The following is a 12,452-nucleotide window of genomic DNA, read 5'->3' as shown; positions in this document are numbered from 1 at the left end:
GAACCTAGCGTAGTTCACCCCGGTCGGTGTTGCTATGGCGTAACGTTCAGGGTGCGACCGTCCGCCAGTTTGGCACGCAGACTCCGGGCGGTTATGCCGTCGAACGGCTGCTCGCCAAAATTGGCGGTCAGCGTGGTGCCGTCGCTGAAGGTGGTTTGCTGTACCCACCCGGCATTGTCCAGCCAGCGGAAATCGATCAGCGCTTTATCCCACAGGGCCTGATGCAGCGGACGGAAGGTGGCGTCGGCCTGTTTGATCTGCGGCAGACGCGCCTGCAGCGTGGTACGGCTGAGATGGAACATCGGCGCGGTATTGTAGAGCTGGCTCAGCAGGCTGCGGGTGGTTTTGACATCGCTGAATTTCAGGTTGTCATAGTTCCAGTGGTGGCTGCTGATCACCGCGTCGTGGAACACCGCCTGATACATGGGCAGGCGATAGCGCGGATCGAATTCCACCGTGCGGTAGGGTTCCTTCACCTTGGCCGGGCTGAAAAAGAAGGCCGGTTGGGCATTGGGCCACCAGGCGCCAAGGTAATAAGGAGAGGACTTATCCTGATTCATCTGCTTATCCCCCCAGCCGAATCCCCAGGTTTCCATGCCGTGGGCAAACATGATGTGACGCGCGGTCACCGCATTGCCATCTTCGGAGCCTAGCGGCAGCCGAAGGGTATTGCTGAACCAGGCCAGCCGCGCATTGCGAGCCTGCGCCATTTGCTCGGCACCGGTCGGGTGGTTGGGCTGATAATCGTCAGAGACCATTCCGGTGCCGTCAACGTCGAGGAACAGGCTGTTCAGCCCGGCCAGTCGCACCAGTTCGGCCATGCGCTGCTGAGAGTAAGGCAGCACGCAGCCTGGATTCAGGTAGTAGCCTTGTTTGCCGAAGCCGGGTTTTTTACTGCCGTCGGCACGCACGATAGCGCACTTTTCACGCAGGGACGTCGGCAGTTGGGCGGTTAACCAGCTGTCATTGACCCCACGTGGAATGGCGGTGTCGTAAGAATCGTAGCTGGCGATCAGGTATCCCGCTTTTTTGGCGCTTTCTACCGCCTGCGGGTGCAGGAACTCGGCGGTCCAGTTGTCGGTACCCAACCACAGGCGCGGCAGACCGGCCTGCTGCAGCGCCTCGACCAAGGGTTTTGCCAGCCCCTGTCCCCAACTGTCCGGCGGATTCAGATAGGGCCCAAGTTGGCGTTGTGCCAAGGCTCGGATCTCCGCGGCCTGTTGACGTTGCGCCGGTAAAAAGTCGGCGTCATCCGGCGTTGCCTTGAGCGGCGTCAGTGTCACCAGCGCTTGATTAAGGGCATCAATCAGCGTTTGCTGTTGCCAGCCCTGCGGCGTTTTTCCCGCCAGCGTGCGCACGGTTTTTTGGCTATCGGCATCCATTTTCTGCCACACAAGCTCGCCTTTGGGGGTGGTAAGCCAGGCCAACAGACCCGGCCAATTTTTCACGTCGTTCGCCGACAGCAGTTTGTCGCCCCACAGGTAAATGTGCGTAGCACCAATCAGTTTTTCACCTTCCGGCGCGATGTGGATTTTATCTCGCAGGCTGCTGAATTGACCGCTCTGTTGCAGGTATTCACGATAACGGCGCGCGCCGGACAGCGGCGTGTCTCCTACGTGCAGCAGCACTTCGAAAGCCTGCTGCTGATTAAAGCGGTTGAACTCATGGCTGCTGCTCATCGCGAGTCCCTTTCCTGCGTCGGTGAAGGTCACCTGGTTGCTGAATGGCGTTAGCAGTAACCAACTGTAGACCTTGCCTTGCTGTTGCTGGCTCCACAGCGGCAGTTTCAGATCCCAGTTGGTATCCAGCGGCGTCATTTCCTTGACCAGATAATTCCGCCAGACGGGATTGTCCAGCGGGATGCGGCTCCCTTCGCCAATCGGCAGCAGCAGGGTGGTTGCCTGCGGCGGCAGCCTGAACCAATTCAGCGTTTGTGCCCGCTTGCTGCTGAAACTCAAACGCAGATCGCTCCCTTCCAATCTGGCGGTAACCTGCATGGCACTGCCGGGCCATTGCCAGGTTGCCTGCGTCGATGTGCTTTGCAGTTCAGCCACGGTTTGCTCAGCCAGTGCCTGGTTAACCTGGTTTTTTCCCGCGACGATTTGCAGCGTGGCCGGGTCTATATCGAAACGGGCCTCGCCCTGTTGCAAGAGCAGGGCCTGGGCGGGAAAACCGGCAAGCAGGGCGAGGCTGATGGAAAGGCGAAGCGTGTTCATTGAATGCGTGTCCTTGAGGATGATTGTCCTGTTGAAGCTCAAGCTTATCGGTAATTAGCCAATTGCCCAATGCCAATAAGGTATAATCGCGTGACTCATCAAATATTGGGGTTATTGAGTTTAATTTCCGTTTAATAAATTCGCCTTTACATCGTCACCTTGCGTCACTATACTCAGCCAAAATTTCAAAGAGGAAACACAATTGGACAGTTTTAGTTGCAGTGATATAAATAAGGCAAGCTGACCAATCCTCTTCTGATTTGTTGCTTGCCGAAAACGGCGGGCAGCACCCCTCTCTGGTATTCCGAGCTGTGCAAACCCGAATCTGACTGTTGTTCCTGAGGCCAAATGGCATCGGGTGAATTGATTTGGACGTAATTATGGTTATTTGCAGCCACAGCCTATTCCCTCCAGGCACTTATACGCTCAATCGCTGATTTATTATCGGCGCGATTTCGCGTGTGCTAAAAAGCACATGATCTTATCTCCTGTGGTTATTAAAGGGGAAAGTCATGGCTATGACTCCTTTTGTTTTAAATTTATTACTGGCGATGAGTCTGGGCGCCGTTATTGGCGCAGAACGGCAATGGCGCCAGCGTATGGCCGGCCTGCGTACTAATGCACTGGTGGCGACCGGGGCGGCGGTATTTATCCTCAGCTCCATGTCGACCGACCCTTCCAGCGCCGGTCGGGTTGCCGCACAGATTGTCTCTGGCATCGGTTTTTTGGGCGCCGGCGTGATCATGCGTGAAGGCCTGAATATCCGCGGTCTTAATACGGCGGCCACACTCTGGTGCTCTGCCGCAATCGGTGTGCTGTGCGGCCTCGGGCAGTATTGGAACGCGGTGCTGGCGACGCTGGTGATCCTGTGCGCCAATATTCTGCTGCGCGAGGCGGCGCAACGCATCAATCTGCAACCGCAACAGCAGGCGACCGATCTGGAGGTGTGCTACCGCATTCAGGTCACCTGTGGCGAGCAGGATGAAATACTGGTCCGCACCCTGATATTACAGGCGCTCAACGGCGTGGCATTAAGATTACAATCCTTGCGCAGTGCCGATATTGCCATTCCCGGCCAGCTGGAAGTTTGTGCGGAAATAACCGCGAACCCTTCGGTGCAAAAAGAGATTGAAGGTATTGTCTGCCGCGTCAGTCTGGAAAAAAGCGTCAGTGCTGTGCGTTGGCGTATTGCTTCTGAATTGCCTGTCTAATAAGTCATTAATGTTTCACTGCATTCAGTGATAAGGAGGCGTCATGGACGGTGACCCCGAAAGTTTAAATATTCAACGTGAACGACGCGGCAATAATTCGCGTTAATCACGTCAATTAAATAAATTCCATTCTGTGCTTATTCACCTGTTAATCAGGCGGGGTATCCCTGTGCGCAGAGTAAGATAAGAGAATTGCATTATGACTTATATTAATGAAACCGTACGTCGTCGGGATAAAAAATCGACGCCATACGCCATCGCGCAAGAGGCGAAAAACAGCGTTGACCAGACGCTGGCAAATTTAAAATGTAACCGTAATGGGTTAACCCAGGACGATGTTGATGAACGCCTGACGCAGTTTGGTATTAATCAGGTTGCACATGAGAAGGCTCCGCACGCGTTGGTGCAGTTGTTCAGCGCCTTTAATAACCCGTTTATCTATGTACTGATGGTGCTGGCTGCGATCAGTTTCTTTACCGATTACTGGCTGCCTGCCCGGCGCGGTGAAGAAACCGATCTCACCGGTGTCATCATCATTCTGGTGATGGTGTCACTCAGCGGGCTGCTGCGCTTCTGGCAGGAATACCGCACCAACAAGGCGGCGGAAACGCTGAAGTCGATGGTGCGTACTACCGCAACGGTGATGCGCCGCAGCAGCTACAGCGCACATCCGCTGACGCTGGAAGTCCCGATCCGCGAACTGGTGCCGGGCGATATTATTCAGCTCTCTGCCGGGGATATGGTACCGGCGGACGTTCGTCTGCTGGCGTCGCGCGATCTGTTTATCAGCCAGGCCATTCTGACCGGCGAGGCGATCCCGATTGAGAAATACGACGTTATGGGCAACGTCAGCCAAAAATCGAGTGAGGACGAAGTCTCCAGCGAACATGCGCTGCTGGAGCTGTCGAACATCTGCCTGATGGGTACCAACGTCGCCAGTGGGACGGCCACGGCGGTGGTGGTGGCAACCGGAGGACGCACCTATTTCGGCTCGCTGGCGAAGTCGATTGTCGGCACCCGTTCACAAACCGCCTTTGATCGCGGGGTGAACAGCGTCAGCTGGCTGCTGATCCGCTTTATGTTGGTGATGGTGCCCATTGTGTTGTTGATCAACGGGTTCACCAAAGGCGACTGGAGCGAAGCCGCTCTGTTTGCCCTGGCGGTGGCGGTAGGGTTGACGCCAGAAATGCTGCCGATGATCGTCAGTTCCAACCTGGCGAAGGGCGCTATCGCCATGTCGCGGCGCAAAGTGGTGGTCAAGCGTTTGAACGCCATTCAGAACTTTGGCGCGATGGACGTGTTGTGCACCGACAAAACCGGCACCCTGACGCAGGATCGCATCATCCTTGAGCACCACCTGGACGCCAGCGGGACCAAAGACAATGAAGTGCTGCACCTGGCCTGGCTGAACAGCTTCCACCAGAGCGGAATGAAAAACCTGATGGACCAGGCGGTGATCCGTTTTGGTCGCGGCAAGCCGGGCATCGAGGCATTAGGCCGCTTCAGCAAGGTCGATGAGCTGCCCTTTGATTTTATACGCCGCCGTTTATCTATCGTGGTGGCAGATGAAAATGGCCAACAGCGCCTGATTTGCAAAGGGGCGGTGGAGGAAATGCTCGAAATTGCGACCCATGTGCGCGACGGGCAGCAGATTTTACCGCTGGATCAGGCTCGGCGTGAGGCGTTGCAGGCGCTTGCCGCTCAATATAACGAAGAAGGATTCCGCGTGCTGGTACTGGCAACGCGGGATCTGGGCGAACAGAAAAATGCTCTGCCGCTGAGTATTATCGATGAACGCGATATGGTGATCCAGGGCGTACTGACCTTCCTTGATCCACCGAAGGAAAGCGCACAGGAAGCGATCGCCGCCCTGCAGGAAAACGGCGTGGCGGTGAAGGTTTTGACCGGTGATAACCCGGTGATCACCTGCAAAATCTGCCGCGATGTTGGCCTGGAGCCGGGGGAGCCGCTTTCCGGCCCGCAAATTGAGCTGATGGACGACGCCACGCTGGCGCGAGAAGTGGAACAGCGCACGGTCTTCACCAAATTGACGCCGCTGCAGAAGTCGCGGGTGTTGAAAATGCTGCAGGCGAATGGCCATACCGTCGGTTTCCTCGGCGATGGCATTAACGATGCGCCGGCGCTGCGCGATGCCGACGTGGGCATTTCGGTCGACACCGGCACGGACATCGCCAAAGAGTCGGCAGACATCATTTTGCTGGAAAAAAATCTGATGGTGCTGGAAGAAGGGGTGATCAAGGGACGGGAAACTTTCGGCAATATCATCAAGTACCTGAACATGACCGCCAGCTCCAACTTCGGCAACGTGTTTTCGGTGCTGGTAGCCAGCGCCTTTATTCCGTTCTTGCCGATGCTGGCTATTCACTTGCTGATCCAGAACCTGATGTACGATATTTCTCAGCTGTCGCTGCCGTGGGACAAGATGGACAAAGAGTTCCTGCGCAAGCCGCGCAAGTGGGATGCGAAAAACATCGGCCGCTTTATGCTGTGGATTGGGCCTACGTCGTCCATCTTCGATATCACCACCTATGCGCTGATGTGGTTTGTTTTCGCCGCCAACAGCGTGGAGCATCAGGCCTTGTTCCAGTCAGGTTGGTTTATTGAAGGCTTGCTTTCGCAAACCCTGGTGGTTCACATGCTGCGTACCCAGAAGATCCCGTTCATTCAGAGCACCGCCGCGCTGCCGGTGTTGCTGACCACGGCGCTGGTGATGGGGCTGGGTATCTACCTGCCGTTCTCGCCGCTGGGCGCACTGGTCGGGTTGCAGCCGCTGCCGTGGGAATACTTCCCGTGGCTGGCAGGTACCTTGGTCAGCTACTGCGTGGTGGCGCAGCTGATGAAACGCTTCTATATTCGCCGCTTCGGTGAGTGGTTGTAATCAGTGCCGGCTGTAGGGGCGAAATATTATCCGCCTCTACAGCATTTTTTTCACCAGCAGACCCAGCATGATGGTCAGCGTAAAGGAAAACAGCGTACCCAGTAGCACATACTCGGTACGCATTTTGTCATCGCTCTGGCGCAAATCGCCAAAGCGAAAGATTGACTTGGCCGCCAGCAAAAAACCGACCGCCGGGATTTGGCCGATCAGCACAAAGGTCAGGATCAGCGTTCTTTCCAGATAGCCGATTTGTTTGCCCGCACGCAATAACGAGTCGTTATCGGTTTTGGCTGAGGGAGGCATCTGCGGTGCCCAGTGAGCCAAAAGCTGGCCGATAAGCACGCCCATCGGCATATAAATCACCAAATACGTCACCGCAATCAGCCCAGCCTGCCAACCGGCAATGGCCGCTCCCAGCGCGCTAAGCAGGCCATTGGCATTGGGCGTCAGCGACAGCCACAGCAGCGCAATCACCGTAAGATGCAGGCCTTGATCGAGCAGAAAACTGCCCGCTTGACTGATGCGAGTCAATAACGTGACCTTCAACAGGTCAATCAGCCAGTGGCTGATGGCGACAACCAGCAGGGCGGTCAGCACCTGACCGGAAGAGAGCCCGCCATGCAGCAACGCAAAACCGGCCACCGCCCAGGCGGCCAGCACGCCGTGCAGTAAGGCATGCAGCAGCAGGAAACGGGAGCGTGCGCGGTGACGAGCCTTATCCTCGACCCAGCTGCGCGGCTGCAACGGGAAGTCGGCCAGCAGGTGAACCACCAGCAACCAGGTCAGCAACGGCGCGTAGCTCAAATCCATATTCAGGTGATCCTGTTAATCGCGTGAATAAATCGCATAATTTCCTCGTAGGCCGCGCGTTTCAGCGTGGCAGAAACGGTGGAGGCGGCCTTTTGCAGCTTTTCCGCCACCTGCTGGCTGGTATCGGCGAAGAAACGTGCCTGGACGACCTGCGCTTCGGTCTGCGAGAGGCGGCTAATCACATGATCTAACATCGGCAATAGATCGCTGACAATGGCATTTGTCCGCTCATTGTCATTTTTCAGAGCCAGTCGGCAATTTTTCATCAAAGCGTCCAGGGCCTGGCCAGAATTCACAAAGGCGCTGCCATAACCGGCGGTTTGCCCCTGGTCGCTGCCGAGCCCAACGGCGATGCGGGCATCCCAATGGCGGGAGTCCATCGCTCTAAGCGCAATACGGATATACACCGCCAGCAGCAAACCGGATTGCGCTTCGGCCACCGCCTGAAAAGCGTCGCCACGGAAAATCTCGAATCGCTCAATAAGCTTAGCCCGTTGCAATTGACTCAGCAGGGCACTTAACCCGGTAATGTAGTGAGTGGTGTCTAATTGCCGTGAATTGACCAGATCGCCGGTGATCACGCTAACTTGTGCTGGCATCTCTTTTTCTGCTCTGAAGCGGGAGTTATCGGTAAATTTCGCACCTCAAGGCGAATATGTCAATAATTCGTATCTGTGTACGAATATGATAAATATTCGCCTCTAAGCACGAAATTAACTCCGCCGCTGAATAGGCTCAAGGATCAGCTTAAGCAGGGATTTTTCCATTCGGGCCACATAGACGCCCAGCAGGATCAGCCCCACGCCCAAGATCTGTGCGCTGATAGGATCGCCGCTGTCGCGCAGGCGATCGATAACGACCCCTGCCAGCATTTGGCCACTGATAATCAGTAGTGCGGCGCGCAGGGTGCCGAGACGCGGCAGGATATAGCTGTTCAACGCGACAAACAGCGCACCAATGATCCCGCCCATATAGGCACCCCACGGGGCCTGGACGAAGGTCGCGCCGGTGACGCTGCCGGTTGCCACCAGCAGCAGGCTGAGGAACAAGAAACCGACGAGATGATTGCAAAGTGAAGCATGAAAAGCGCCACGATCCAGCGCCAGGCGACCGTTGATTGCGCGACTGAGACCGATACAGACGCCGTTGAGTAGAGCAAGGAATATCAGGGTAAACATGGACGTTACCTCAGGAAGATGAGCAGAGCGCAGCCGCAGAGGATCAGCAGCGTGGCGACGATATCGTTGAGGCTCAGACGGCGTTTAATCGAGCCAAACCAGCCGCAGCTGTCGGCCAGCATGCCGAACAGAACCTGACCGGTGAGCATCAGCGCCAGGCTGCCGGAAAGCGCCAGCGGGCTGTTGACCGTAATGGCGGCCAGCACCACCGTCAGGGCGCCGGGCAGACCACCCAAATAGGCCCAGCGGGGTATCCTGGCCGATGAGGGCGCGTGGCGCGGGGAGCGACGGTTCAGCGGAAGCAGCAGTAACCAGGCGGTGATGGCACCTATACCGTGAGCCAGCCAAGAGGCAAGCAAAGGGGAGTTATAGCCGGCCAGCAGGCTGTTGATGGCAATCATCAAGGCCAACAGGGCACCGGCGCCCAGCGCCAGCAGAGGATCGGAAAAACGTTCACGCATCAGGATTTCAACTTTAAAATTAATTTGAAGAGCAGCCTATATTGTTTTTGTTTAAAGCTTAATCCACTAAAATGGAAACTTATTGTTGAGAAAAAGTTGACGGATAATGAACGATCGCTTTGCAGCAATCCCGGTATTTGTGGCGGTGGTGGAATGTGAAAGCTTTTCTGCCGCCGCTGAGCGACTGGGCATCACCAAATCGGCAGTAAGCAAACGCATTACCCAGTTGGAACGTTCGTTGGGCGTGCAATTATTGCAGCGAACCACCCGCAGTTTGAGCCTGACCGAGGCCGGTGAGCAGTATTTTGTTTATGCACGCAATGCCTGCGCCGTAGCGCAAGAGGGGGAGGATGCGGTCACCCGTTTGCAGGGGCAACCGCAGGGCTGCCTGAGGATCAGCGTACCTATGGTGTTTGGTCGTTTGCATATTGCCCCCTTGATCCCCCGTTTCCTGGCCGCTTATCCCGCGGTGGAGATCAATATGATGATGGACGACCAACTGGTCGATTTGGTCGAAGGGGGCTATGACCTGGCGATCCGCATTGGTCAACTGGCCGACTCGAGCCTGATAGCCCGGCGTATTGCGCCGTGCAACAGCGTCTTGTGCGCAGCGCCGTCTTATCTGGCGCGTTGTGGAACACCGAAGGACCTGGACCAGTTAACGAAACATAACTGTCTGTTTTACAGCTATTTCCGGGGTGGAAGCGAATGGCAGTTCGACGGGCCTGCGGGGGCCGTACGTTTCCAGCCTAAAGGCAATTACCAGGTGAATAACAGCGAGGCGTTGCGTGAAGCGTTGATCGCCGGTTTGGGGATTTGTCAGATGCCGACTTTTATCGTCGGAGACGATATTGCGCAGGGGCGACTGCTTGAGTTGATGCCGGACTATCGGCTGCCCGAGCATGCCATTTATGCCGTCTACCCACAGCGCAAATACTTACCGGCTAAGGTATCGGCCTTTGTCGATTTTCTGCTGGCTCAGCTCGGAGGAGAGCGGCCTTATTGGGATACCGCAGATCGGTGATAACACCCCGTCGCCATTCGGCCGGGAATACGCGTGCCTATTGGTACGCCACCGGCGAAGGGAGGTTAAGGTGCGGGGTGTCAGAAACTTTTCACCAGCACTTCGCGCGGCTGCTCGTTGCCGTGCTTCAACAGATAGTCGAAAGATTTTTCGCTGCTTTTCAGTTGCTGCAGAAATTCCTGCGGTGACAGGTCGTGTTTTTTGCCGCTCATATAAGCCAGCGCCAGTTCTTTTGCCTGATAACGTGAGAAGTTGTACATAAGAGCCCTCTAAACGGTGGATTTCACGCTAGAGATTGTAACGAAAGAGCACATAATGAACAGTCGCTTTGGCGTATGGAATCAATAGCTGAAACTTAACTCAGGCTGAGTGAGCTTTTTCACCAGGCCATCGCGAAAGTGAACCCCTCCACGAAATCGGCATAACGCTTAACATTCACTAATTCATATATGTTTCTTGGCATTTATCCCCCTCAGGCTTATCATGACGGTTATCGCAAAAGGAGGATCCCCATGACATCACTGACGCCACTGGCACTGTTTAAAAATCTGTCGGAGGAAACTCGTCTCACGCTGGTGCTTTTGCTGCGCCAGGTGGGTGAGCTGTGCGTGTGCGAGTTGGTCAGCGTATTGGAGGAATCGCAACCCAAGATTTCCCGTCACCTCGCGATGTTACGTGAAAGTGGTCTGCTGATCGATCGCCGCGAGGGCAAATGGATTTACTACCGTCTGTCGCCGCATATGCCGGCCTGGGCGGCGGCAATTATCGAACAGGCTTACCTTAGCCGGCAACAGCAGATGACCGAGCTGGCGCAGCGTGCGTTAGGGGCTGTCTGCCGGTAACGCTAAAAAAATTTAAACTAATACATTCGAAATAACATATATGTTTGATGTGAGAGACTAAGGAGTTGTGATGGTGTTGGCCGGGGCAATATTTATCCTGACGATCGTTTTGGTGATCTGGCAGCCGAAAGGCCTGGGCATAGGCTGGAGTGCCTCTTTCGGCGCGGTCTTGGCATTGCTGACCGGTGTGGTACACGTCGGCGATATTCCGCTGGTCTGGCAGATCGTCTGGAACGCCACCGCGACCTTTATCGCTGTGATCATTATCAGCCTGCTGCTGGATGAGTCCGGCTTCTTTGAATGGGCCGCGCTGCATGTTGCGCGCTGGGGCAAGGGCAAAGGGCGCTGGCTGTTCACCTACATTGTGCTGCTGGGGGCCGCGGTGGCGGCGTTGTTTGCCAATGACGGGGCGGCGCTGATCCTGACGCCGATAGTGATTGCGATGCTGCTGGCGTTAGGGTTCAGTTCAGGGGCTACGCTGGCTTTCGTGATGGCGGCGGGGTTTATCGCCGATACCGCCAGCCTGCCGCTGGTGGTGTCTAATCTGGTGAATATCGTCTCCGCTGATTTCTTTCAACTGGGTTTCACGCAGTATGCGGCGGTAATGGTGCCGGTGAACATTGCCGCCATCGTCGCCACGCTGGCGATGTTGCACCTGTTCTTCCGCAAAGATATTCCGCGCAGCTATGACCTGAGGTTACTGCGGCCACCGCGTGAGGCCATTCGCGATTTGCCGACGTTCAGAGCCGGTTGGGGCGTATTGGTGCTGTTGCTGGTGGGTTTTTTTGGGCTTGAGCCGCTGGGCGTGCCGGTTAGCCTGGTCGCCGCCGTGGGGGCGTTGATCCTGCTGCTGGTGGCGAAAAAGGGGCAGGCCATCGACACTGCCAAAGTGTTGCGGGGCGCCCCCTGGCAGATCGTGGTCTTCTCACTGGGGATGTATCTGGTGGTCTACGGGCTGCGTAATGCAGGGCTGACCGATACGCTGGCCGGTGTGCTTGATTTTCTGGCCGAACGCGGAATTTGGGCAGCCACGCTGGGCACCGGTTTCCTGACGGCATTTTTATCCTCGGTGATGAACAACATGCCGACGGTGTTGGTGGGGGCCTTGTCGATTGACGGCAGCAATGCCGAAGGCGTCATTAAACAGGCAATGATTTATGCCAATGTCATCGGCAGCGATCTGGGGCCAAAAATTACGCCGATCGGTAGCCTGGCCACGCTGTTGTGGCTGCACGTATTGTCGAAGAAAAGCATCGTTATAAGCTGGGGATACTATTTCCGGGTAGGGATAGTGATGACCCTGCCGGTGCTGTTGGTTGCGCTGACCGCTCTGGCTCTGCGCCTGTCGCTTTAGCCTTAACTCAGAGAGAACGCCATGAGTAACATCAAGATTTACCACAACCCGGCTTGCGGCACATCGCGCAATACGTTGGCACTGATCCGCAACAGCGGTGTGGAACCGACGGTGATTTTGTATCTGGAAACACCGCCCGACCGCCAGCAATTGCTCAAGCTGATTGCCGATATGGGGATATCTGCGCGAGCCTTATTGCGTAAAAACGTGGAGCCTTATGAATCGTTGGGGCTGGCAGAGGTAGGCTGGAGTGACGAACAGTTGATCGACTTTATGTTGCAACAGCCGATATTGATTAATCGACCTATTGTGGTGACACCCTTGGGCACCCGTCTGTGTCGACCGTCGGAAGCCGTGCTGGATATCCTGCCGGATCCGCAGCAAGGTCCTTTCACCAAGGAAGACGGTGAACCGGTGATCGATGCGCAAGGGCGACGAATAGCAGACCAATAACCGA

General features: G+C 55.9%; 12 protein-coding genes. 6 read left to right on the top strand and 6 right to left on the bottom strand.

What is annotated here, in order from left to right; all coding sequences use genetic code 11:
* Positions 1 to 32: 32 nt before the first annotated feature.
* Positions 33 to 2,216, bottom strand: coding sequence for a glycoside hydrolase (locus LQ945_RS04290; RefSeq protein ID WP_270102334.1), 2,184 nt, complete (start codon positions 2,214 to 2,216; stop codon positions 33 to 35).
* A 512-nt stretch (positions 2,217 to 2,728) separates the two neighbouring features.
* On the opposite strand from LQ945_RS04290, the gene LQ945_RS04285 reads away from it, so the two are divergent.
* Together LQ945_RS04285 and mgtA are read left to right on the top strand one after the other, a co-directional pair.
* Complete coding sequence (locus LQ945_RS04285; protein WP_044552178.1) at positions 2,729 to 3,427, top strand: MgtC family protein; 699 nt, start codon at positions 2,729 to 2,731, stop codon at positions 3,425 to 3,427.
* Between the two features lie 199 nt (positions 3,428 to 3,626).
* Positions 3,627 to 6,326 (top strand): magnesium-translocating P-type ATPase, encoded by a 2,700-nt coding sequence (gene mgtA / locus LQ945_RS04280; RefSeq protein WP_044552175.1) that lies wholly within the window; start codon positions 3,627 to 3,629, stop codon positions 6,324 to 6,326.
* 36 nt (positions 6,327 to 6,362) lie between these two features.
* Here mgtA and LQ945_RS04275 read toward each other — a convergent pair whose 3' ends face one another.
* The 4 genes from LQ945_RS04275 to LQ945_RS04260 all read right to left on the bottom strand — a co-directional run bounded on the left by LQ945_RS04275 (position 6,363) and on the right by LQ945_RS04260 (position 8,781).
* The gene (locus LQ945_RS04275; RefSeq protein ID WP_270102333.1) at positions 6,363 to 7,136 is read right to left on the bottom strand and encodes a DUF3307 domain-containing protein; all 774 of its coding nucleotides are present in this window, start codon (positions 7,134 to 7,136) and stop codon (positions 6,363 to 6,365) included.
* A gap of 2 nt (positions 7,137 to 7,138) precedes the next feature.
* Positions 7,139 to 7,735 (bottom strand): SatD family protein, encoded by a 597-nt coding sequence (locus LQ945_RS04270; RefSeq protein ID WP_262240707.1) that lies wholly within the window; start codon positions 7,733 to 7,735, stop codon positions 7,139 to 7,141.
* 114 nt (positions 7,736 to 7,849) lie between these two features.
* Positions 7,850 to 8,314 (bottom strand): DMT family transporter, encoded by a 465-nt coding sequence (locus LQ945_RS04265; RefSeq protein ID WP_270102332.1) that lies wholly within the window; start codon positions 8,312 to 8,314, stop codon positions 7,850 to 7,852.
* A 5-nt stretch (positions 8,315 to 8,319) separates the two neighbouring features.
* Positions 8,320 to 8,781, bottom strand: a complete 462-nt coding sequence (locus tag LQ945_RS04260) for a DMT family transporter (protein ID WP_270102955.1) — start codon at positions 8,779 to 8,781, stop codon at positions 8,320 to 8,322.
* Between the two features lie 100 nt (positions 8,782 to 8,881).
* Here LQ945_RS04260 and LQ945_RS04255 point away from each other — a divergent pair, with 100 nt between their 5' ends.
* Entirely contained in the window at positions 8,882 to 9,799 is a 918-nt protein-coding gene (locus tag LQ945_RS04255; protein ID WP_262240709.1) for a LysR family transcriptional regulator, read from the top strand.
* An 80-nt stretch (positions 9,800 to 9,879) separates the two neighbouring features.
* On the opposite strand, the gene LQ945_RS04250 is transcribed toward LQ945_RS04255, so the two are convergent.
* Positions 9,880 to 10,059, bottom strand: coding sequence for a hypothetical protein (locus LQ945_RS04250; RefSeq protein ID WP_020827564.1), 180 nt, complete (start codon positions 10,057 to 10,059; stop codon positions 9,880 to 9,882).
* Between the two features lie 252 nt (positions 10,060 to 10,311).
* Here LQ945_RS04250 and LQ945_RS04245 point away from each other — a divergent pair, with 252 nt between their 5' ends.
* From LQ945_RS04245 to arsC, 3 genes are all read left to right on the top strand, one after another.
* Entirely contained in the window at positions 10,312 to 10,641 is a 330-nt protein-coding gene (locus LQ945_RS04245; RefSeq protein WP_270102331.1) for a metalloregulator ArsR/SmtB family transcription factor, read from the top strand.
* 70 nt (positions 10,642 to 10,711) lie between these two features.
* The gene (locus tag LQ945_RS04240; protein ID WP_270102330.1) at positions 10,712 to 11,995 is read left to right on the top strand and encodes an arsenic transporter; all 1,284 of its coding nucleotides are present in this window, start codon (positions 10,712 to 10,714) and stop codon (positions 11,993 to 11,995) included.
* 21 nt (positions 11,996 to 12,016) lie between these two features.
* Positions 12,017 to 12,448 carry a glutaredoxin-dependent arsenate reductase gene (arsC, locus tag LQ945_RS04235; protein WP_269933640.1) on the top strand — a complete coding sequence of 144 codons (432 nt, stop codon included), beginning with the start codon at positions 12,017 to 12,019 and terminating at the stop codon, positions 12,446 to 12,448.
* Positions 12,449 to 12,452 lie beyond the last annotated feature (4 nt).

Source organism: Serratia liquefaciens (genome assembly GCF_027594825.1).
In the GTDB taxonomy this organism is placed as follows: domain Bacteria; phylum Pseudomonadota; class Gammaproteobacteria; order Enterobacterales; family Enterobacteriaceae; genus Serratia; species Serratia liquefaciens_A.
Note: the sequence above shows the minus strand (reverse complement) of the source record. Positions and strands in the feature narration are given on the sequence as shown.